Origin of the sequence: Photobacterium swingsii, assembly GCF_024346715.1 — a bacterium.
Lineage (GTDB): Bacteria > Pseudomonadota > Gammaproteobacteria > Enterobacterales > Vibrionaceae > Photobacterium > Photobacterium swingsii.
The window spans coordinates 3475273-3496600 of sequence record NZ_AP024852.1; the positions used below are offsets into that span (position 1 = coordinate 3475273).

General features: G+C 44.8%; 17 protein-coding genes and 15 tRNA genes. 13 read left to right on the forward strand and 19 right to left on the reverse strand.

Features of this window, described 5'->3' with window-relative positions; genetic code table 11:
* Position 1: 1 nt before the first annotated feature.
* The 16 genes from OCU77_RS15700 to orn form a co-directional block, all read right to left on the reverse strand.
* Positions 2-78, reverse strand: a tRNA-Met gene (locus OCU77_RS15700).
* Positions 79-287: 209 nt separating this feature from the next.
* A tRNA-Gly gene (locus tag OCU77_RS15705) sits at positions 288-363 on the reverse strand.
* Positions 364-387: 24 nt separating this feature from the next.
* Positions 388-464 (reverse strand) — tRNA-Met (locus OCU77_RS15710).
* Positions 465-547: 83 nt separating this feature from the next.
* A tRNA-Gly gene (locus tag OCU77_RS15715) sits at positions 548-623 on the reverse strand.
* 24 nt (positions 624-647) lie between these two features.
* Positions 648-724 (reverse strand) — tRNA-Met (locus OCU77_RS15720).
* Positions 725-807: 83 nt separating this feature from the next.
* Positions 808-883, reverse strand: a tRNA-Gly gene (locus OCU77_RS15725).
* A gap of 23 nt (positions 884-906) precedes the next feature.
* Positions 907-983 (reverse strand) — tRNA-Met (locus OCU77_RS15730).
* Between the two features lie 68 nt (positions 984-1051).
* Positions 1052-1127, reverse strand: a tRNA-Gly gene (locus OCU77_RS15735).
* A gap of 67 nt (positions 1128-1194) precedes the next feature.
* A tRNA-Gly gene (locus OCU77_RS15740) sits at positions 1195-1270 on the reverse strand.
* 55 nt (positions 1271-1325) lie between these two features.
* Positions 1326-1401 (reverse strand) — tRNA-Gly (locus OCU77_RS15745).
* A gap of 24 nt (positions 1402-1425) precedes the next feature.
* Positions 1426-1502 (reverse strand) — tRNA-Met (locus tag OCU77_RS15750).
* Positions 1503-1585: 83 nt separating this feature from the next.
* Positions 1586-1661: transfer RNA gene (locus OCU77_RS15755), tRNA-Gly, on the reverse strand.
* A gap of 23 nt (positions 1662-1684) precedes the next feature.
* Positions 1685-1761 (reverse strand) — tRNA-Met (locus OCU77_RS15760).
* Positions 1762-1844: 83 nt separating this feature from the next.
* Positions 1845-1920: transfer RNA gene (locus OCU77_RS15765), tRNA-Gly, on the reverse strand.
* 23 nt (positions 1921-1943) lie between these two features.
* Positions 1944-2020: transfer RNA gene (locus OCU77_RS15770), tRNA-Met, on the reverse strand.
* Positions 2021-2149: 129 nt separating this feature from the next.
* The gene (gene orn, locus OCU77_RS15775; RefSeq protein WP_048899887.1) at positions 2150-2695 is read right to left on the reverse strand and encodes an oligoribonuclease; all 546 of its coding nucleotides are present in this window, start codon (positions 2693-2695) and stop codon (positions 2150-2152) included.
* Positions 2696-2777: 82 nt separating this feature from the next.
* Here orn and rsgA point away from each other — a divergent pair, with 82 nt between their 5' ends.
* The 3 genes from rsgA to OCU77_RS15790 all read left to right on the forward strand — a co-directional run bounded on the left by rsgA (position 2778) and on the right by OCU77_RS15790 (position 6469).
* A complete protein-coding gene (rsgA, locus tag OCU77_RS15780; RefSeq protein WP_048899886.1) occupies positions 2778-3830 on the forward strand; it encodes a small ribosomal subunit biogenesis GTPase RsgA in 1053 nt (350 codons plus the stop codon).
* A 211-nt stretch (positions 3831-4041) separates the two neighbouring features.
* Complete coding sequence (gene asd / locus OCU77_RS15785) at positions 4042-4908, forward strand: archaetidylserine decarboxylase (protein WP_048899885.1); 867 nt, start codon at positions 4042-4044, stop codon at positions 4906-4908.
* 145 nt (positions 4909-5053) lie between these two features.
* The gene (locus OCU77_RS15790) at positions 5054-6469 is read left to right on the forward strand and encodes an SLC13 family permease (protein ID WP_048899884.1); all 1416 of its coding nucleotides are present in this window, start codon (positions 5054-5056) and stop codon (positions 6467-6469) included.
* Positions 6470-6539: 70 nt separating this feature from the next.
* On the opposite strand, the gene OCU77_RS15795 is transcribed toward OCU77_RS15790, so the two are convergent.
* Complete coding sequence (locus OCU77_RS15795; RefSeq protein ID WP_048899883.1) at positions 6540-7121, reverse strand: porin family protein; 582 nt, start codon at positions 7119-7121, stop codon at positions 6540-6542.
* Positions 7122-7676: 555 nt separating this feature from the next.
* Here OCU77_RS15795 and OCU77_RS15800 point away from each other — a divergent pair.
* The 3 genes from OCU77_RS15800 (at position 7677) to OCU77_RS15810 (ending at position 11638) form a co-directional block, all read left to right on the forward strand.
* Positions 7677-9560: a methyl-accepting chemotaxis protein gene (locus tag OCU77_RS15800; RefSeq protein WP_107303041.1), complete on the forward strand. Its 1884-nt coding sequence runs from the start codon at positions 7677-7679 to the stop codon at positions 9558-9560.
* 262 nt (positions 9561-9822) lie between these two features.
* Positions 9823-10557, forward strand: a complete 735-nt coding sequence (locus tag OCU77_RS15805; protein ID WP_048899882.1) for a carbonic anhydrase — start codon at positions 9823-9825, stop codon at positions 10555-10557.
* 193 nt (positions 10558-10750) lie between these two features.
* Positions 10751-11638: a DMT family transporter gene (locus tag OCU77_RS15810; protein ID WP_048899881.1), complete on the forward strand. Its 888-nt coding sequence runs from the start codon at positions 10751-10753 to the stop codon at positions 11636-11638.
* A 374-nt stretch (positions 11639-12012) separates the two neighbouring features.
* On the opposite strand, the gene epmA is transcribed toward OCU77_RS15810, so the two are convergent.
* On the reverse strand, positions 12013-12978 hold the full coding sequence (epmA, locus tag OCU77_RS15815) for an elongation factor P--(R)-beta-lysine ligase (protein ID WP_390624755.1): 966 nt from the start codon (positions 12976-12978) through the stop codon (positions 12013-12015).
* Between the two features lie 583 nt (positions 12979-13561).
* Between epmA and frdA the strand changes: the two genes are divergently transcribed.
* The 5 genes from frdA (at position 13562) to OCU77_RS15840 (ending at position 17775) form a co-directional block, all read left to right on the forward strand.
* The gene (gene frdA, locus OCU77_RS15820) at positions 13562-15361 is read left to right on the forward strand and encodes a fumarate reductase (quinol) flavoprotein subunit (RefSeq protein WP_048899880.1); all 1800 of its coding nucleotides are present in this window, start codon (positions 13562-13564) and stop codon (positions 15359-15361) included.
* Positions 15361-16101 carry a succinate dehydrogenase/fumarate reductase iron-sulfur subunit gene (locus OCU77_RS15825; protein ID WP_048899879.1) on the forward strand — a complete coding sequence of 247 codons (741 nt, stop codon included), beginning with the start codon at positions 15361-15363 and terminating at the stop codon, positions 16099-16101. The genes frdA and OCU77_RS15825 overlap by 1 nt, the downstream gene beginning before the upstream one ends.
* Positions 16102-16103: 2 nt before the next feature.
* Entirely contained in the window at positions 16104-16487 is a 384-nt protein-coding gene (gene frdC, locus OCU77_RS15830; RefSeq protein ID WP_048899878.1) for a fumarate reductase subunit FrdC, read from the forward strand.
* 10 nt (positions 16488-16497) lie between these two features.
* Positions 16498-16860 (forward strand): fumarate reductase subunit FrdD, encoded by a 363-nt coding sequence (frdD, locus tag OCU77_RS15835; protein WP_048899877.1) that lies wholly within the window; start codon positions 16498-16500, stop codon positions 16858-16860.
* Between the two features lie 210 nt (positions 16861-17070).
* A complete protein-coding gene (locus tag OCU77_RS15840) occupies positions 17071-17775 on the forward strand; it encodes a VV20781 family protein (protein WP_107303043.1) in 705 nt (234 codons plus the stop codon).
* A 77-nt stretch (positions 17776-17852) separates the two neighbouring features.
* On the opposite strand, the gene efp is transcribed toward OCU77_RS15840, so the two are convergent.
* Entirely contained in the window at positions 17853-18419 is a 567-nt protein-coding gene (gene efp / locus OCU77_RS15845) for an elongation factor P (RefSeq protein ID WP_048899874.1), read from the reverse strand.
* Between the two features lie 33 nt (positions 18420-18452).
* On the opposite strand from efp, the gene epmB reads away from it, so the two are divergent.
* Together epmB and OCU77_RS15855 are read left to right on the forward strand one after the other, a co-directional pair.
* Positions 18453-19475, forward strand: a complete 1023-nt coding sequence (epmB, locus tag OCU77_RS15850; protein ID WP_048899873.1) for an EF-P beta-lysylation protein EpmB — start codon at positions 18453-18455, stop codon at positions 19473-19475.
* A 198-nt stretch (positions 19476-19673) separates the two neighbouring features.
* Positions 19674-21302: a methyl-accepting chemotaxis protein gene (locus tag OCU77_RS15855; RefSeq protein ID WP_048899872.1), complete on the forward strand. Its 1629-nt coding sequence runs from the start codon at positions 19674-19676 to the stop codon at positions 21300-21302.
* Positions 21303-21328 lie beyond the last annotated feature (26 nt).

Genomic DNA, 21328 nt, shown 5'->3' on the forward strand with positions numbered 1-21328 from the left:
TTGGTTGCGGGAGCAGGATTTGAACCTACGACCTTCGGGTTATGAGCCCGACGAGCTACCATGCTGCTCCATCCCGCGTCCGATTTATACTCACCGTTAAGTACGGTAACAACTATTGTTTCATCGCCTTAGCAATAAAACGCTCTTTCATAAAGAAAAAGTGGAGCGACACACGAGGTTCCCGATCTTCGAGGAGCTAGGCGTGACCTCAACCTTGGCAAGGTTGTGCTCTACCAGCTTTACCTGTGTTTCACTTTTTCTCACCACTTTCGTCATGAGATTCAATTTGGAGCGACACACGAGGTTCGAACTCGTGACCTCAACCTTGGCAAGGTTGCGCTCTACCAGCTGAGCTAGTGTCGCATGCTTGTATTTCAACAAGTAAATTGGTTGCGGGAGCAGGATTTGAACCTACGACCTTCGGGTTATGAGCCCGACGAGCTACCATGCTGCTCCATCCCGCGTCCGATTTATACTCACCGTTAAGTACGGTAACAACTATTGCTTCATCGCCTTAGCAATAAAACGCTCTTTCATAAAGAAAAAGTGGAGCGACACACGAGGTTCGAACTCGTGACCTCAACCTTGGCAAGGTTGCGCTCTACCAGCTGAGCTAGTGTCGCATGCTTGTATTTCAACAAGTAAATTGGTTGCGGGAGCAGGATTTGAACCTACGACCTTCGGGTTATGAGCCCGACGAGCTACCATGCTGCTCCATCCCGCGTCCGATTTATACTCACCGTTAAGTACGGTAACAACTATTGCTTTATCGCCTTAGCAATAAAACGCTCTTTCATAAAGAAAAAGTGGAGCGACACACGAGGTTCGAACTCGTGACCTCAACCTTGGCAAGGTTGCGCTCTACCAGCTGAGCTAGTGTCGCATACTTGTATTTCAACAAGTGATTGGTTGCGGGAGCAGGATTTGAACCTACGACCTTCGGGTTATGAGCCCGACGAGCTACCATGCTGCTCCATCCCGCGTCCGATTTATACTCACCGTTAAGTACGGTAACAACTATTGTTTCATAGCCTTAGCAATAAAACCAATTTGGAGCGACACACGAGGTTCGAACTCGTGACCTCAACCTTGGCAAGGTTGCGCTCTACCAGCTGAGCTAGTGTCGCATATTCTCTATCGAGAATGGAAAGGTCTTTCACCTTTCGATAACCGCTAAAGCCATTATCTACAAATTGGAGCGACACACGAGGTTCGAACTCGTGACCTCAACCTTGGCAAGGTTGCGCTCTACCAGCTGAGCTAGTGTCGCATCACAGGAAAGGTCTTTCACCTTCCGATAACCGCCGAAGCCATTATCTACAAATTGGAGCGACACACGAGGTTCGAACTCGTGACCTCAACCTTGGCAAGGTTGCGCTCTACCAGCTGAGCTAGTGTCGCATTCTTGTATTTCAACAAGTAAATTGGTTGCGGGAGCAGGATTTGAACCTACGACCTTCGGGTTATGAGCCCGACGAGCTACCATGCTGCTCCATCCCGCGTCCGATTTATACTCACCGTTAAGTACGGTAACAACTATTGTTTTATCGCCTTAGCAATAAAACGCTCTTTCATAAAGAAAAAGTGGAGCGACACACGAGGTTCGAACTCGTGACCTCAACCTTGGCAAGGTTGCGCTCTACCAGCTGAGCTAGTGTCGCATACTTGTATTTCAACAAGTGATTGGTTGCGGGAGCAGGATTTGAACCTACGACCTTCGGGTTATGAGCCCGACGAGCTACCATGCTGCTCCATCCCGCGTCCGATTTATATTCACCGTTAAGTACGGTAACAACTATTGTTTCATCGCCTTAGCAATAAAACGCTCTTTCATAAAGAAAAAGTGGAGCGACACACGAGGTTCGAACTCGTGACCTCAACCTTGGCAAGGTTGCGCTCTACCAGCTGAGCTAGTGTCGCATACTTGTATTTCAACAAGTGATTGGTTGCGGGAGCAGGATTTGAACCTACGACCTTCGGGTTATGAGCCCGACGAGCTACCATGCTGCTCCATCCCGCGTCCGATTTTTATCGAAAGAAAATAAACACGTTATTGCCTTCGAGGCTGCGCATTATACGAGGAAAATTGGCGGATGCAACACTTCTCACAAAAAAACTGTCTTCATCACGCCAAGTGATTATTTTACAATCAGATATTGAAAATATGCTCACGATAATAGCGCAGTTCAGCAATCGAGTCACGGATGTCATCAAGCGCTAGGTGGCTACCTTTCTTAGAAAAACCATCAAGTAACTCTGGTTGCCAACGGCGAGTCAGCTCTTTTAACGTGCTCACATCAAGGTAACGGTAATGAAAATACTGCTCTAACTCAGGCATATGCTTATACAAAAAGCGACGATCTTGACCAATGCTGTTACCACAGATTGGGGATACACCTTTAGGTACCCATTGCTCCAAAAAGGCAATGGTTTCACGAATGGCATCTTCTTCAGTCAATTTACTCTGGCGAATACGCTCCACAAGGCCACTTCCTGTGTGCGTGTTGGTACACCAATCATCCATTTTATCAAGTTCAGATTCTGGTTGATGAATCGCAAGTGTAGGGCCTTCTGCTAAAATATTTAGTTGGGCATCCGTCACTATGGTCGCGATTTCAATGATTTTATGCGTTTCTGGATCGAGACCTGTCATTTCAAGATCGATCCAAATTAAATTCTGATCGCTGATTGTCATTGGATTATTGCCTATTTTGTGACTAAACCATGTATCATACTTGGCTTATACCGAAAGCCAACCAATACAGAACGATAATCTTGTGGCCAAAAAGAAAAAGCTGACTAAAGGACAGAGCCGACGTGTTCGCTCAAACCAAGACAAACGACTGAAACGCGAAAAAAATGATGTCCAGTGGGACGAAGCCCTGCTGGAATCCGCTCGTGAAGGGCTTGTGATCACGCGTTTCGGCCAACATGCTGATGTTGAAGATCCTGAAACAGGCACGATCCATCGCTGTAATTTACGTCGAAGCATCCAAAGCCTAGTTTCTGGTGACCGTGTTGTTTGGCGCCCAGGCGTTGAAACTCTGCATGGGATTTCCGGCGTTGTTGAAGCCGTGCATGAACGAAAGTCTATGCTGACTCGGCCAGATTACTATGATGGTGTAAAGGCGGTAGCGGCTAACGTTAACCGTATTATCATCGTTTCAGCCGTTTTACCTGAGCTATCGCTTAATATCATCGACCGCTACTTAATTGCAGCCGAGACTGTCGGTATCGAGCCTTTAATTGTCCTGAATAAAGTCGATTTATTGAGTGACGAAGAACGTAAACAAGTCGAAGAAACCTTATCGCTTTACCAAGACATTGGTTATGAGTTGCGTTATGTCAGCTCTACAACCGGTGAAGGTATGGAGTCGCTCAAGCTTGATCTGAAAGACCACATTAACATCTTTGCAGGTCAATCTGGTGTAGGGAAATCCAGTATGGTGAATACCCTAATGCCAGAAGTCGACGCAGAAATCGGTGATGTATCTGAAAACTCAGGACTCGGCCAACACACCACAACCGCGGCACGTTTATACCACTTCCCTGAAGGCGGTGATTTAATCGATTCACCAGGGGTACGTGAATTTGGTTTATGGCACCTAGAGCCAGAGCAAGTCACAAATGCTTTTGTTGAATTTAGAGAGTACCTTGGCGGGTGTAAATTCCGTGACTGTAAACATGGAAATGATCCTGGTTGTTTGATCCGTGAAGCAATGCAAGACGGAAAAATCACCCGTGAGCGCTACGACAGCTATCATAAGATCATTGAAAGCATGTCTGAGAATGTCGCTAACCGTCAATTCTCTCGTAATAAAGTTGACTAACATCCAATGCCTCTGTTTTATACAGAGGCATTTCCTAGCTTCATCCCAATGACATGCTTACCTTATTTTTCACTTCATCGCATTTAATTGCTGACTGATTTAACTGACTTTAGAAAATACTTTCGGTATTATTCTCGGTTCGAGTTATTATTTGTTTGTTAAGACAAGTAACTAGACTGTTGATTAATTGACACTTTCTGGAAAATATACTGTGCTAGATAACCTCAAAATCGGCCTGCAATACTGCACACCGAAACATGCGTTAACCCGCTTAGTTGGCAAAATTGCAGCTTTTGAAGGTGGTAAATTCACCACTGCAATTATTCGTTGGTTTATCAACCAATACAAAATTGATATGTCTGAAGCGCGTAATCCAGATCCAGCAGCCTACCCGACATTCAATCAGTTCTTTGTTCGCGAACTTAAAGATGGTGCTCGTCCAATTAACGGTGACGACAACATCATTTCACACCCAGCAGATGCTTGTGTGAGCCAATTAGGTCCGATTAAAGAAGGTCGCCTATTCCAAGCTAAAGGTCATTACTTTGATGCTTGCGAACTGCTAGGCGGTGATAAAGCACTGGCCGAAGAGTTTATCGATGGTGAGTTCGCAACCCTGTATCTATCACCGCGTGATTACCACCGTGTGCACATGCCATGTGATGGTACCTTACGCCAAATGATTTACGTCCCTGGTGATTTATTCTCGGTAAACCCATTAACGGCAGAAAATGTCCCTAACCTGTTTGCACGTAACGAACGTGTCGTATGTATCTTTGATACCGAGCACGGCCCTGTTGCACAAGTGCTGGTTGGTGCAACTATTGTCGGTAGCATCGAAACGGTATGGGCAGGTACTGTTACCCCACCTACGGGTCCAGCAGTACGTCGTTGGGATTACCCTGCAACTGGTGATAGCGCCGTTGTACTGAAGAAAGGTGAAGAAATGGGTCGCTTCAAATTGGGCTCAACAGTCATTAACCTGTTCCCGAAAGACATGATCCATTTTGTCGAAGATATGAAGCCACTTCAGAGCACGCGTATGGGTCAACCTTACGCGGAACTGCAAAAGTCATAAACGACTAACCAGTTAACATTTCTGAACAAAAGGGACGCAATGCGTCCCTTTTTTCGCACCAAAAATTGACCTTACCAACGGATTTTTTTTGGTCAAATAGTATGCTGATTTGTAATCTCATTATAAAAAGCAAACCAACATCACTATGAAAAACTTATCGATTTCTCAGCTCATACGGCTCTTCATTGCATTTGGTATTCCACTCGGTATTTTGATGATGCCCATAGATGCCATTCCCATTAGCGATTTAACGCTGGTCCAACACCGACTTCTTGCTATTTTCGCTCTTGCAGCACTCCTTTGGGTTTTAGAACCCGTCCCCGTTTTCGCAACATCCATTCTTATTATCGCCCTTGAACTGATCATGATTTCAGACAAAGGATTACATTTATTTCGTACACCACCCGCAGGGCATGAAATGGGCGAGATGATGAAATACACCGATATTTTTGGTGCTTTTTCATCACCCATCATCATTCTTTTTATGGGGGGATTTGCCCTCGCGATTGCCGCATCGAAATATGAACTCGATAATAATTTAGCCAGAGTGCTCCTCAAGCCTTTCGGTCACCAACCTAAGTTCATCATGCTTGGATTAATGCTTATCACCGCGGTGTTTTCCATGTTCATGTCTAACACCGCCACCACAGTCATGATGTTAGCATTACTCGCCCCTATTGTTGCGTCGGTACCTAAGGGGGATATCGGCATTAAAGCGTTAGTTTTATGTATTCCCATTGCCGCCAACACAGGTGGTATCGCCACGCCAATAGGCACACCACCTAATGCCATCGCCCTGCAATATTTAACAGGAGAGCACAGCATTAGCTTTCTTGGCTGGATGATGATGGGGTTGCCTTTTGTGATCATTCAACTGGCTTTCGCTTGGTGGCTATTACAAAAAATGTTCCCCTCAAGCCAACAAGAAATGATTTTAAAGCTCGATGGTAAATTTCAGAAAAGCTGGCAAGCCATCGTGGTATATATCACGTTCGCCTTAACCATCATTATGTGGATGACTACCTCGTTACATGGCATGAATACCTATGTTGTATCGATTATTCCACTGGCAGTCTTCACCCTTACCGGCATTATGGGCAAAGACGAATTGAAGTTGATTAACTGGGATGTGCTCTGGTTAGTCGCTGGGGGGATCGCTATTGGCTTAGCACTGGATAAAACAGGGCTTGCCGCTGCTTTAGCCCATGCGATTGATTATGATGCGCTCTCACCTGTTGCCGTCGTGTTTACCCTTTCCATACTTTGTTGGCTAATGGCTAACTTTATGTCGAATACTGCTACCGCAAACTTATTAATGCCTATCGCTGCCGCGGTTGCCACTTCCATGGAAAGCTTGGCGTCAATGGGAGGCTTGCAAGGTGTCTTGGTCGTTGTCGCTTTCTCAGCTTCACTTGGGATGATCTTACCCGTCTCAACACCACCCAACTCCTTGGCGTATTCCACAGGCCTTATTGAAAGTAAAGATATGGCAAAAACAGGTCTTATTGTTGGCTTACTCGGTCTAGTGATTGTTTATATAGGCGCACTCATTTTGACCTAAATGCAAATTTCACTATGCATTGAATATAAAAAGAGGCTGTCTAACAGCCTCTTTTTAATATATCTATTGATTAAAACTTATACGTTACACCTAAGTTCAACGAGCTAATACCGTAGGTGACATCTTCGGTAACCGTTGAACCGAAAAGACTATATTGTGTTTGGATGCCAAAATAATCCATTTCATACCCTAAACGAAAAGCTAAACCATTAAGCATAGCTGGAGCATATTCAAGGCCAACACCGGCACGTAAAGCAATGCCTTGATCATCAACTAACGTTTCCTTTGACTCATTAAGATTAATCGATGATAAACCAATCAAACCGTAGGGACGTAAACCGTTATCAAACGTATATCCAAGGTTAGCTGTTACCGCCGTTGATGACGCTGACCATGTATTCTTGTCTGCAGGGAGAGTAATATCACCGTAACGCGTGTACTGCGCTTCGATACCTACAATACGGTTAAACTGATAACCGCCAATAAACTTATAACTTGAACCATCAGCGTTAATACTAATATCACTACTGGCATCAACCCCTGTTGAACCAATAGCACCACCAACATAGAAGCCACTTGTTTTAACGTCTGCCTGAGCAACTGAAACAGCAGAAAGGCTTAATGCTGCGAATAATAACGCATTTAATTTCATGAAAATGTCCTGATTATTTTTTTAATAAGAGAGTAACGTCATCAATAATTAAAGCGACGTGTTAATACCAAGCCGCAATAAATAGAGATTTATTTAATAAAAAATGAGTTGGATTTATATTTAGATATATATGAACTCATTGTAAATAAGATGCCTTTAAGCACTTTTTATAAATTTTCCACATGCGTTTTATCTCAACCTCATTCTCTCCGAGTACGCACCACGGTTAAAGGTGCTGAAATAACACTCAAAGGAAACATAGCAAAGGTTCATTTCCGTTGAACAGCAAGTTGTAGCGAGATAAGCAAGTTTACCGATTGAACTCACCGAGCCATGACTGCGCCATCATATATGAGAATATGTGATTAGCAATTAAGTGCTTGCATTTATAGATAACGATCACAATTATCGAATCAAACATCGGCGCTTTGTATCTTTTATGCGCTTTATCATTAATGAAATGAGATATCAGTCGATAACCTTAACAAACAAAAATAATTCTACTCTTTTTGCGACTCACGCAATGGAATAGCGAAAACAATCAGAGAGTCCACGATGAAACATACGATCAAGTTTAAAATTCAGGTGGCCATCGCCATCATTATAGCCTCGGTGAGTGCTGTCCAAGCATGGATATCCATCAGCCAACTCAAGACAGAAACAACTAAACAAGTTTACGGTCAAATGACGGACATCGGTAAATCAACCAGCAACTTCATTGCCAGTTGGTTAGATACTCGTACCGATATGATGCTCGCGAATGAAAGCATTATTAGTACCAACCGTGACGTTGATCGTGAACTCTTAGTCACTAAGCGCGCAGGTAACTTCTTATCGGTATACGCAGGCTTTACTGATGGCCGTATCGCTTTTGGTGATAAGACTGAAGACTGGCCTGCTGATTATGACCCACGTACTCGCCCTTGGTACCGAGATGCGATTAACGCAGGCAAAACAATCATTACTGAACCTTACCAAGATTTTGACGGCAGTATTGTGGTCAGTATTGCCAAATCATTCCAAGGCCAATACAGCGGCGTACTTGCTTCTGACCTTACAATTAACAACATAATCAAAGAAGTGCTAAGCCTCGATATTGATAACGCCGGCTATGCATTCTTAGTCGATGGTGAGAACCGCATTGTGGCTTACCGCGATGAAGCCCTTAGCCAAAAGCCACTGACTCAACTCGATAACGAATTAACCGCCGATGTTATTCGCCAACTGGCTTCTGGCCAACAAGTTGGGACTTTCTTCCAAGAAAGTGATGGTAGCAATAAGCTTATCTTTACCACTCCGATTGCTGGTACAACATGGACATTAGGTGTTGTACAAGATGAGGAATTAGCCTTTGCCTCAATCAGCCAACAAATGAAATTTGTGCTGATTGCCTCTGTTGTTCTGTATTTAGTGATTGCAGCTATCGCGACCTACATCATTACTAACCTACTACGTCCACTGACAGAGCTAAGCAAATCGGTTGAACAATTAGCACAAGGCAGTGGTGATCTGACCCAGCGCATCGAAATCAAACGTATGGATGAGATTGGTGAATTGGCCGAGAACATGAATAGCTTCCTTGGCCAACTACAAATGATGATCAAAGGTATCGTCAGCCAATCAATGAACCTAAGCCAATATGCAGAGCAATCGGCAGAACAAGCTGAGCAAGCATCATTGAAAGTGTCTGATCAACAAAATGATGTAAACCAAATTGCCACCGCAATACATGAAATGTCAGCGACCTCAGCCGAAGTGGCTAGTCATGCAGAAATGACAGCATCAGCGGCACAAGCCTCTACCGAAGCCTGTGAATCTGGTAAACATGTGATCAGCCAAAACCGAGAGGCAATCACCTCGCTAGCCAACCAAGTTCAAGATGCAGCAAATGTAATTCATGAACTAGAAAGCAACGCCCAGAATATCAACCAAATCCTATCGACCATTCAAGGCATCGCTGAACAAACTAACCTTCTTGCCTTAAATGCAGCTATCGAAGCTGCACGTGCAGGCGAACAAGGCCGTGGTTTCGCCGTGGTTGCTGATGAGGTACGCGTACTGAGTAAACGCACACATGATTCTACTGAAGAAATTCGTAGCATGATTGATACCTTGCAGCAAAATACCCGTCAAGCTGTCGATAGCATGCAATCAAGTACCGAGCTGGCAGGACAAAGTGTCGATTATGCTGGCGCAGCAAGCGATAGCCTGAACCAAATTACCCAAACCATCACAGAGATCTCGGACATGGCATCACAAATTGCCAGCGCAGCCGAAGAGCAACGTGCTGTGAGCGAAGATATCAGCCGAAATACCCAGGCTATCAAAGATGTGTCTGACCACCTTTCGGTTCAAACAGCAGAAGTCAGCAGCAGTGCCCGAGATATGAATGCCTCTGCTGAAGCCATGCGCAGTGATGTTTCTCGCTTCAAAGTGTAAAACGCCATGACGCAGACAAAATAACGCTTAACTCTTTACCCACGCCGAAGCCTTGCTTCGGCGTTTTTTATTTCTCATTTCACTTTTGCGTTAAAAAGGGAGATGACTTCCATCTTTCTTACTATCTGTTGTCTTCCCTATCGTTAGCCGTCTAGCTTTAATTCATCGTATTGGGCAGTCATGCGCGCTCATCACACGCTTTATCACTTAAGATAAAAACAGTAAGAAACAAGCGCAATGGTAAAATAATAAGGACGAATAAATGGATAAGACATGGTTAATCAGGCTCAGTGCTTTACTTCCACTGATACTGCCAATACACACTCAAGCAGCCACTGAATGGGGTTACCAAGGCGAGCACGGCCCTGATTCTTGGGGAAAAACGTTTCAAACATGTGGTGAAGGTAAAAACCAATCACCCATCGATATTAAGCAAACCATAGATGCCCAGCTCACACCACTGCACATCAACTATCAAGGATCGATCACAGAGTTAGTCAATAACGGCCATACCATTCAGGCCAATGTCAGTGGTAACAACACCTTAACGCTGGCAGGTAAAGCTTACCAACTCAAGCAGTTTCACTTCCATACGCCATCCGAAAACTACCTACAAGGTAAGCAATTCCCCCTCGAAGCCCACTTTGTCCATGCCAGCAGCCAAGGCGAATTAGCCGTCATTGGTGTTATGTTTGCAACTGGAGAGCGTGAAAGTGACAACATCAAAACCTTACTTTCCGTATTACCGCCCCCTAATACTAAGCAAGCCATCAATACTGCAATCAACCCAGCACAACTGCTCCCGCGCAGTCGTGAGTATTACCGCTTTAATGGCTCACTCACAACACCACCTTGCAGTGAAGGTGTACGCTGGTTTGTACTCAAAGAACACCTCACAAGCACTCGTGATGAAGTAGAAGCACTACAACAAGCAATGGGAAATAATGCGCGCCCACTACAGCCGCTAAATGCGAGAACAATTCTAAGTTCACCGTAAACTAAACCTATCTCATTACATAGGGGAATAACGCGCCTAGTGATGATGATTTCTCACAATGAGTATGAAAAAAGATCCTGATGACTTTATCAATGTCATCGCTATCATCAAGTAAAATAGCGATGACAATATAAAGTGCTTTTTTATGTGAAGCGCTCTCCTTTCCATCGCGTTCACACCGACAAGGATTGTTATGGGATACGAATGGTTAGCCCTCGGAGCTGCGTTACTTTGGGCTATCAGCAGTTTAATTTCAGTTGCCCCAGCGCGTCATCTTGGTGCATTCGCATACAGTCGCTGGCGCATGGCGTGTGTCACCATCATGCTATCCAGTATGGCGTGGTTCAATGGGGGTTGGTTCAGTGTTCAACTCGACATAGCACTTATCATGATGTTGTCTGGATTAATCGGTATCTTTATTGGTGATACCGCATTATTTGCCTGTTTCAACCGTATTGGCCCCCGACGTGGCGGATTACTGTTTTCGTGTCACGCCATTTTTTCCGCACTCTTAGGGATCTGGTTATTTGACGAAGTTCTGGCAGGCTGGAAATTAATCGGCAGTGTGCTTGTCTTTAGTGGCGTTGCAACGGCTATTTTCTTCGGTCAACGAAAGCAAAACCATCAATGGGAAACCACCCGCGGCCAATGGTGGATCGCGATAGTATTAGGGCTCACCGCTGCACTATGCCAGTCACTAGGCGCGATTATAGCGAAACCAGCAATGAGTACAGCCATCGACCCCATCGCCGCTTCAGCAATTAGAATGGCCACCGCATTTGGCGCACATTTTTTACTACGGCTATTACAAGTACCCATAGCCAAACCGATAAACCCTATCTCTTGGCCAATATTAGGCATGGTCGCACTCAATGGCTTGCTTGCGATGGCATTCGGAATGACGCTGATCCTGTATGCGTTACGCTTTGGTGATGTCGGGGTTGTCGCCTTACTCTCCTCCACCACCCCCATCATAATATTACCGCTACTTTGGTGGCATACTCGCCAACGCCCCGCATTCACAGCTTGGCTAGGGGCGCTATTGGCTGTTTGTGGAACAGCGTTGATCATAAGCAATTAAGCCGAGCCAGCACGCGTAACCAAAAAACGCAAATGATAACCACTTGCATTTGCGGTGTAAATTGCTTATAGTTTCTTCAGCTTGACGAATAAGATGCCTTGAAATCCTAACTTGCCCTTATCCGCTTCATCTTCATGAATCATTTTGTGAAGAAGCTACCTAAACCAACAACTAGCTGTTCCCCCCACTTTCTGATGAGAGAAAGTGAAGCTATTTAGCCGTTTGATAATCGGATCACTCACCTAGATGACACCGTATTATCAAAAAAGCAGTATTTAGTATGGTGCTTGGTCGCCCTCATACGATAAAAAAGCGCGATATTCGTATCGCGCTTTTGTCGTTGGATCACACTTTAAGCAGTATAATTGGATCAATTACGCAATATCGATCGGAAACGCCGTTACTTGATCGATATGATCCTCACCAATCGCCAGCATGATCAAACGATCTATGCCCAAGGCAACCCCCGCACAGTCAGGGAAGCCAGCACGCAACGCATTGACCAAATGCATGTCAATCGGCTGCTGTTCTAGTCCCATGGTGACACGCTTAGTGTTATCTTCTTCAAATCGCGCCAATTGTTCATCACCATTCGACAGCTCATGAAAGCCATTAGCGAGCTCAATACCTTTGAAATACACCTCAAAGCGTTCTGCTACACGCGCATCATCAGGGTTAATCTGTGCTAATGCGGCTTGTGACGCTGGAAAGTCATAAACAAAAGCGGGCGCATTTAAACCAATCTTTGCTTCAACCCCGACACTAAATAGCAGCTGCAATAGCGTATCGCGGTCTTCTTCTGGATCTGCAATATCGGCTAAACCGAGTTCTCGCGCAGCCGCTTTTAATTCAGCCATTGAGCCTTCAAGTGGACATACATTCAGTACCGATAAGAATGCAGCTTGATAGGTCATGCGGGTTGCCGTCGCACACTGCAAGATCAGCTGCAGCAGCTCATCCATTTCATCCATCAGTTGGTGGTGATCAAAGCCCGGGCGATACCACTCCAACATAGTAAACTCAGGGTTATGATAACGGCCTGACTCCTCGTTACGAAATGACTTACAAATCTGATAGATAGCGCCACTTCCTGCAGCAAGCAAGCGCTTCATATGAAATTCAGGGCTCGTCATTAAATATAACGTTTGCCCTTGTGCATACCCCGGCCCCACAAACTCAGTATTAAAAGTATGAAGATGCACATCCGTCACTGTCGCTTGGCTCATTGCGGGTGTATCAACTTCTAAGACATCACGCTCTGCAAAGAAATCTCGTATGTTTTTCAGAAGAGCAGCACGCTGCTTTAGCTTGCTGATGGAGGCTGTCGGTTGCCAAGTCATGGGGATTCACCGTTGAAAGGGATATAGAAAGAGCATCAGTTTACCAAACCTATTATGTGGAAACCTAGCGTAACCCTCCAGAACACCTCTGTTATAGCTAAGAGAGTTATTTCACTTTTTCCGATTAAAAAACCACAGCCAGTTATGAACAATAATGAACAGAAAGTTAAACCCAAGATCATTACCGCCACATAAAGAACACATTAACACAACGCAAATCAACACAGTTTGGCAACCAAATTATCATTATATGCACATTACCTCTTAGTAGGCGTAGCGGAAGCATTGATAAACTTTTTATTTTTAGATACTTAGCCGCAATATATGAAACACACCAGCAACACACTGCAAACAACTAAAACAATTCAAAACAGTTAATTAATATTTATAAGTAATGACAACTTGTGACAATAATCACAAAAAATGTAATCAACCTATACTTTCGGGTTATTTCGGTGAAAAAGCTGCGTCTAAATCAAATTTTCATGAAGATTTGTTTCATAGAATAGTCATTAGGATTTCAAGGATAAGTGCGTTCTACGCACTTTTTTTAATTTTATCGTCTTACCTTCGGAGGATAGCTGTGAAGACTATTACCACAGATATCGCTGTAATCGGTGCAGGTGGCGCAGGCCTACGTGCTGCCATCGCTGCTGCAGAAGCAAACCCAAACTTAGAGATCGCACTGATTTCTAAAGTTTACCCAATGCGCTCACACACAGTAGCTGCAGAAGGTGGCTCCGCTGCCGTCATCAAGGATGAGGATAGCTTAGACAATCACTTCAACGATACCGTTGGTGGTGGTGACTGGCTATGTGAACAGGACGTTGTTGAATATTTTGTAGAAAACGCGACTCGCGAGATGACCCAACTAGAACAATGGGGTTGTCCTTGGAGCCGTAAAGAAAACGGTGACGTAAACGTTCGTCGTTTTGGTGGTATGAAAGTTGAGCGTACATGGTTCGCAGCCGATAAAACTGGCTTCCACATGCTACACACGCTATTCCAAACGTCTATCAAGTACTCGCAAATCAACCGTTTCGACGAATACTTCGTGGTTGATCTACTGGTAGAAGACGGTGAAGTACAAGGTCTCGTTGCTATTCACATGGCTGAAGGCGAATTGATCTGTATTAAAGCGAAATCTGTTGTACTAGCAACAGGTGGTGCAGGCCGCGTTTACAACTGTAATACCAATGGCGGTATCGTAACAGGTGATGGCATGGCGATGGCGTTCCGTCACGGCGTACCACTACGTGATATGGAATTCGTTCAGTACCACCCAACTGGCCTTCCAGGCACAGGCATCTTGATGACCGAAGGTTGTCGTGGTGAAGGCGGTATCATGCTGAACAAAAATGGCTACCGTTACCTGCAAGACTACGGCATGGGCCCTGAGACACCAATCGGCCAGCCTAAAAACAAATACATGGAACTGGGTCCACGTGACAAAGTTTCTCAAGCGTTCTGGCACGAGATGCAAAAAGGCAACACCATCAAACACCCACTGGGCGATGTTGTTCACCTTGACTTGCGCCACCTAGGTAAAGAATACCTACACGAACGTCTACCATTCATCTGTGAGTTGTCTAAAGCTTACGTGAACGTTGACCCTGCGGAAGAGCCAATTCCAATTCGTCCAACCGTTCACTACACCATGGGTGGTATTGAAACAGACAAGAACAACGAAACACGCATCAAAGGCCTATACGCTGTTGGTGAATGTTCATCTGTTGGTCTTCACGGTGCAAACCGTCTGGGTTCTAACTCACTGGCAGAACTTGTTGTATTCGGCCGCCTAGCGGGTGAAGGCGCAGCAAAACGTGCAGAAGAGTTTAAAGGTTGGAACGACGACGCTATCGCACAACAAGTCGCTGCGGTTCAAGCGCGTATCGATACACTTCTTTCTCAAGAAGGTGACGAGAACTGGGCTGATATCCGTACTGAAATGGGTCACTCCATGGAAGCGGGTTGTGGTATCTACCGCCAAGAAGATCTTATGCAAGCGACTGTCGACAAACTTGCCGAGCTTCGTGAGCGTTACAAGAAAATCAGCATTAAAGACAAAGGCAAAGTATTCAACACGGATCTGCTATACGCAATTGAAGTGGGTTACGGCCTTGAAGTTGCAGAAGCAATGGCTCACTCAGCAATTCTTCGTCGCGAATCACGTGGTGCGCACCAACGTCTAGATGACAACTGCACAGAACGTGATGACGTGAACTTCCTGAAACACTCGCTAGCATTCTACAACGGTGATAAAGCACCTCGCATTGAATACAGCGACGTGACTATCACTAAGTCTCAGCCAAAAGCACGTCTATACGGTGCAGCGGCTGAAGAAGCAGCGGCTGAAGCGAAGCAAGCAGAGGAGCAGGCATAATGTCAGGCAATCGTATCCAAAAAGTTGAAATCCTGCGTTATGACCCAGCAAAAGACGCAGAACCGTACTTCGAGATGTTTGAAGTACCGTTTAACGAAACTATGTCAGTACTTGATGCGCTAGGTTACATCAAAGATAACCTAGACAAAGATCTGGCTTACCGTTGGTCTTGCCGTATGGCGATCTGTGGTTCTTGCGGCATGATGGTTAACAAGGTGCCAAAACTGGCTTGTAAAACCTTCTTACGTGATTACCCGAATGGTCTAAAAATCGAAGCACTATCTAACTTTGCTATCGAAAAAGACTTAATTGTTGATATGACACCGTTCATCGAGCGTCTAGAAGCAATCAAGCCTTACATCATTGGTAACGATCGCACACCAGAAGATGGCCCGAACAACCAAACACCAGAGCAAATGGCGAAATACAAGCAATTTGCTGGCTGTATCAACTGTGGTCTTTGCTACGCAGCATGTCCTCAGTTTGGTTTGAACCCAGAGTTCATTGGTCCTGCGGCGCTAACACTGGCACACCGTTACAACCTAGATAGCCGTGACAACGGCTCTGATGAGCGTATGAAGCTTATCAACGGCGAAAATGGCGCATGGGGTTGTACGTTTGTGGGTTACTGTTCTGAAGTTTGTCCGAAGAGCGTTGATCCAGCGGCAGCAGTTAACCAAGGCAAAGTAGAATCTTCTAAAGATTTCGTTATTGCCATGATTAAGCCTCAGGAGGCATAAGGATGAGCAACCGTAAACCTTACGTTCGTGAAATGACACGTACATGGTGGAAAGATCACCCTTTCTACCGCTTCTACATGGTTCGTGAAGCAACAATTTTACCGTTAATTTTCTTCACTATCTGTCTGACCTTCGGTCTAGGTAGCCTAGTGAAAGGCCCTGAAGCATGGGCAACTTGGTTAAGCTTCATGTCTAACCCTGTTGTTGTTGTGCTGAACATCCTCGCTCTTGCGGGTAGCTTGTTCCACGCACAAACATTCTTCAGCATGATGCCTCAAGTAATGCCGATTAAAATCAAAGGCAAAACACTTGATAAGAAAATTGTTGTGCTAGCACAGTGGGCCGCTGTTGCAGCAATCTCACTATTCGTTCTAGTACTAGTTTAAGGAGAACCACGTGGTCAATCTAAATCCTAAACGTTCTGACGAGCCAGTATGGTGGGGTCTGTTCGGTGCTGGTGGTACTTGGTTCGCAATGCTAACACCAGTAACAGTGCTTGTTCTGGGTATCATGGTGCCGCTAGGCATGATCGATGCAGAAGCAATGAGCTACGAGCGCGTTACAGGCTTTGTAACTAGCATCATTGGTGCGCTATTCACTATCGCGACATTAGCACTGCCAATGTGGCATGCAATGCACCGTTTACACCACGGTATGCATGACCTGAAATTCCACACAGGCGTTGCTGGTAAAATTGCGTGTTACGCAACAGCATTTCTAGTGTCTGCGCTGGCTGTTATCTTTGTATTCATGATCTAATCATCAAGATAACCTAGCCTCAAAAACACCGCTTCGGCGGTGTTTTTTTATGCCTTCAATTTATCACGCAGCTTCAACCTATTTTACTTTCTTATTTTGTGTGCTCCATACGCAAAAACTTCGTCAGTAAGATGAAAAACACACCGGGTTCAAGTATCCTTCCCAACTTAATAAAACACCATTCAATAAATAATCCTATAAGGATGCCTCATGAAAAAATTTGCTATCACCTCTCTAACTCTACTCACCCTGGCCGGCTGTGGGGCCGTCACCACTAAAATTAAAGTGGATGATGCGCTTAAGCAGCAGCCCGAAATCGCGGTAAAGACCAGTGGTATGTTTTGGGGATTAGGTCGTAGCGGTAATTTCGATATGGCAGGCCTATATAAAGGCGATTACAGCCGAGATAAGAGCAATACTTGGTGGATGCCGATTGATGACGTTAACGCAGAACTTGTCGCTCGTGTTATCAAGGTCAGCAACGATCATACATGGAATCTAATGTGTAGCGGTGGCTATACAGGTGTGAACTTTGGGGGAATTTCTGTTGGTTCATCCGATCCTTACACCTGTCAGATCCTCGATGGTAAAAACAATGTCGGCAAAGTAGAGTTACGAGATAAAAGTGGTGCCATTAAGCTAGGAACAACCAAAGAAGTTGAAGGCTTTATTGAAATGAATAACATCCGCTACCAACTCACGTCCGATCATCAGATCGAAGGAAGCTTTATGAAAACAGATAACCCATCAGGTTTTCATGTTAGCCAAGATGGCAAACGTGTCGCGGCTATCTACACCAACGGCAGTATCTCGCTACAAATGCTACCTAACCTCACCGCCAACCAGAAAGACGTACTGGCTGTCGCTACTATTGCCAGTGCAATGAGCTGGCGTGCAGACGCAGATAACGAGTAATCGTGATAACAAGCGAAAGAAAATCATAGATACAAAAAAGGTCGCCTTAGCGACCTTTTTTATTGCATGCGGTGTAATTACTTCACACGACCTACGTATTCAGCTGAACGCGTATCAACTTTGATCACTTCACCAATAGCGATGAACAGTGGTACACGTACTACGGCACCAGTTGATAGTGTCGCAGGCTTACCACCTGTACCTTGAGTATCACCTTTCAGACCTGGATCTGTTTCAGTCACTTCAAGTTCTACGAAGTTTGGTGGTGTTACTGTGATAGGGTTACCATTCCACAGTGTTAGCGTACAAGTATTGTTTTCTACCAACCATTTAGCGCTATCACCAACAGACTTCACGTCAGCAGCAAGCTGTTCAAATGAAGTATTGTCCATGAAGTGGTAGAATTCGCCATCGTTGTATAGATAATCAAGCTCGATGTCGACTACGTCTGCAGCTTCAACTGACTCGCCAGATTTAAAAGTTTTCTCAAGCACTTTGCCTGATAGTAGCTTACGGATCTTAACACGGTTAAATGCTTGGCCTTTACCTGGCTTAACAAATTCGTTTTCGATAATGACACATGGTTCATTATCTAGCATAATTTTCATTCCGCTGCGGAATTCATTGGTGCTGAAAGACGCCATTTCTATCCTCTTAACATCTTCGAGTTGTATTTAATGCCGCATATAGTAACCCGAAACGCATCATCTGTTGAGCAAAACTGGCTCAAAGAGCTGACTAATGCGATTTCTGACCCCTTTCTTTTGCTTAAAACGCTAAATATCGATCCAGAACCATGGCAACAAGGGTTAGAAGCCCGAAAGTTGTTTGCGCTACGCGTACCGATAAGTTTTGTTGAAAGAATGGAAATAGGCAACCCACACGATCCCCTCTTACGTCAGATACTGCCATTGGCGCAAGAATTTGATGTGCACGCAGGGTATTCGTTAGATCCTCTCGAAGAGCAAGATAATGAAACACCGGGATTACTGCACAAATATAAAAACCGTGTACTTATGATCTTAAAAGGCGGCTGTGCGGTGAACTGCCGTTACTGTTTCCGTCGCCATTTCCCCTACGAGGATAACAAAGGTGGTAAACGTCAATGGCAAGTGAGCCTTGATTATATTGCTGCCCATCCAGAGCTCAATGAAGTGATATTGTCAGGTGGTGATCCTTTAATGGCGAAAGATCATGAACTGGCTTGGTTGATCGAAAGGATCGAAACAATCCCACACATTAAGCGATTACGGATCCATACCCGCTTGCCTGTGGTCATACCCAGCCGTATCACAAATGAGCTATGCCAATTGCTGGATAATACGCGTCTTCAATGCATTGTTGTTACCCATATCAACCATGCTAATGAGATTAACTCTGCCTTATCCGCAGCCATGAAAAAATTGAAGCAAGCCAATGTCACCTTATTAAACCAAGGTGTATTGCTACAAGGCGTGAATGACACCGTAGAGGCCTTAGTGAATTTAAGCGAATCCCTGTTCGATGCAGGTATTCAACCTTATTACCTGCATGTCTTAGACAAGGTACAAGGCGCAGCCCACTTCATGGTCACTGATGTGGAAGCCAAAGAGCTTATGGCAGGGTTAATGCAGGAAGTCTCAGGGTATTTAGTCCCTAAATTAACACGAGAAATTGGTGGGCGAAGCAGTAAAACCCCACTCGACTTACACCTTGAATAATCCCTCTTTAGCCACATCCTCCCGTTATATTTACTCAGTTTGCGTCAATAATGGCGCAACCATACTCCTCTTCGCCTTAGAACTTGGTCACAAAGCAGGCAATCGCTTCTAAAACAGTTAACTCCTTGGATTTTTATGCCGCTTTTTACATAAGCAAACATATGGAACCAAGATCACACTTAAGAAGCTAATAATAACATGACCATAAATTGGAATTTAAAGGCGAAACTTGCAGCCTTTTTTGCTGCATTATCACTACTCATAACGATCTCATTATCTTACTTCTCTTACCAAACATTAGAGAATTCAACATTAGCTGGCATTGACTCAGAACTAAAAACAGCAGCCTACGCTACTCAGCAAATTATCGGCGTAAATAAACACAATCAGTTAGATAAAGCCCATAACGATTACGATGCTATCAGCCAGCAACTCACCCAATTTACCCAAGGTTCTGAATTAGATTGGGCGTACTCAACGGTGATGAAAAACGACCGTGTCTACTACACCTATATCAACCACAGTTCCGATGAAGCTCGCAGTGGTCAATACAAAGAGTGGTATTTAGAAGAATACCAAATCGTTCCCAAAATGCTGCGCGAAGCCTTTCTAACGAAGCGCATTCAATTTGAAGAATACCAAGGCGAATTTGGTCGCTACCGCTCTATCTTTATTCCAATGCGTAACGCTCAAGGAGAAACGTATGTTATTGGTGTCGACCTCGCGTTAAAAGAAGTTGATGAGCTACTGAATCAAGAGCTAAAGCAAGTCTGTTTCACTGCAATGATCATCTTGGCGCTGTCGCTACTTGCTGCACGCTTCATTGCCATTCGTATCGTGGAACCCATTAACGCACTTAACAAAGTGCTATTAAACATTGCAAATGGTGACTGGAATCTTACTCAACGTGTACCTGTAACAAGCCAAGATGAAGTCGGCATGATGTCCGCATCTTTTAATACTTTCATGGCAGCATTACGAGAACGCCTATTAGAAGTTAGCCACACAACGGATAACGTAGCAGCCATTACGACTCAGCTTGATCTATTGGTTCAAGCAGTCACCGAGCGTTCGGTAGAACAAGCTGAAAATGTTGGTAACAGCGCTGCCGCCATTGAAGAGCTAGCGACCAGTTCACAAAGTATTTCGGGCGTGGTTAATGAAGCCAACCAAAAAATGACCAGCTTTGAGCAACATACTCAAAATACCGTTGGTGCAATCAACCACGCGGTGACTGGCATGCAAAGCGTTCAGCATGAAACCAACACAGTCGCAGAAAAACTGCACCAACTAGACAGTCGTGCAAACGATATCAACTCAATTGTTGAAGTGATCAAAGACATTGCCGACCAAACGAACTTACTCGCATTAAATGCCGCTATTGAAGCCGCTCGTGCCGGTGATCAAGGGCGAGGCTTTGCTGTTGTTGCTGACGAAGTACGTCAACTTTCTGAACGGACAGCCAAAGCGACCATCGAAATTGGCTCGATGATCACTTCGATTCAAAGCGATACCAGCAGTACCACAGATACCATGCAACAGGCTGTCGGTCAGGTCGATAGTTGTGTTCAACACGCAGATCAAGCCAACGACTCCCTCAATGGTTTCCGTGCTGAAATTATTTCCGTTACCGAAGGAATGGAAGAAATTACTGAATCGGTCAAGGAGCAAGCCTTTGCTGCTGAACACTTATCCTCAAATGTTGCAGCACTGAGTAACAGTGCCAACGAAAACCGCCTCTCAACGCAAGAGGCACAACAAGGTGTTGAAGAGCTAAAGCGTCGAACTGGCACGCTACGCGATGTCGTTCAGCTATTCACGCTTTAACTGATAAATACCTTTACTATAAACAA

Bases quoted from the DNA above. Each gene is read 5' to 3' on its own strand.
- orn (WP_048899887.1), bottom strand. From the start codon at position 2,695: ATGACAATCAGCGATCAGAATTTAATTTGGATCGATCTTGAAATGACA.
- OCU77_RS15790 (WP_048899884.1), top strand. From the start codon at position 5,054: ATGAAAAACTTATCGATTTCTCAGCTCATACGGCTCTTCATTGCATTT.
- OCU77_RS15795 (WP_048899883.1), bottom strand. From the start codon at position 7,121: ATGAAATTAAATGCGTTATTATTCGCAGCATTAAGCCTTTCTGCTGTT.
- OCU77_RS15800 (WP_107303041.1), top strand. From the start codon at position 7,677: ATGAAACATACGATCAAGTTTAAAATTCAGGTGGCCATCGCCATCATT.
- OCU77_RS15805 (WP_048899882.1), top strand. From the start codon at position 9,823: ATGGATAAGACATGGTTAATCAGGCTCAGTGCTTTACTTCCACTGATA.
- OCU77_RS15810 (WP_048899881.1), top strand. From the start codon at position 10,751: ATGGGATACGAATGGTTAGCCCTCGGAGCTGCGTTACTTTGGGCTATC.
- epmA (WP_390624755.1), bottom strand. From the start codon at position 12,978: ATGACTTGGCAACCGACAGCCTCCATCAGCAAGCTAAAGCAGCGTGCT.
- OCU77_RS15825 (WP_048899879.1), top strand. From the start codon at position 15,361: ATGTCAGGCAATCGTATCCAAAAAGTTGAAATCCTGCGTTATGACCCA.
- frdC (WP_048899878.1), top strand. From the start codon at position 16,104: ATGAGCAACCGTAAACCTTACGTTCGTGAAATGACACGTACATGGTGG.
- OCU77_RS15840 (WP_107303043.1), top strand. From the start codon at position 17,071: ATGAAAAAATTTGCTATCACCTCTCTAACTCTACTCACCCTGGCCGGC.
- efp (WP_048899874.1), bottom strand. From the start codon at position 18,419: ATGGCGTCTTTCAGCACCAATGAATTCCGCAGCGGAATGAAAATTATG.
- epmB (WP_048899873.1), top strand. From the start codon at position 18,453: ATGCCGCATATAGTAACCCGAAACGCATCATCTGTTGAGCAAAACTGG.
- OCU77_RS15855 (WP_048899872.1), top strand. From the start codon at position 19,674: ATGACCATAAATTGGAATTTAAAGGCGAAACTTGCAGCCTTTTTTGCT.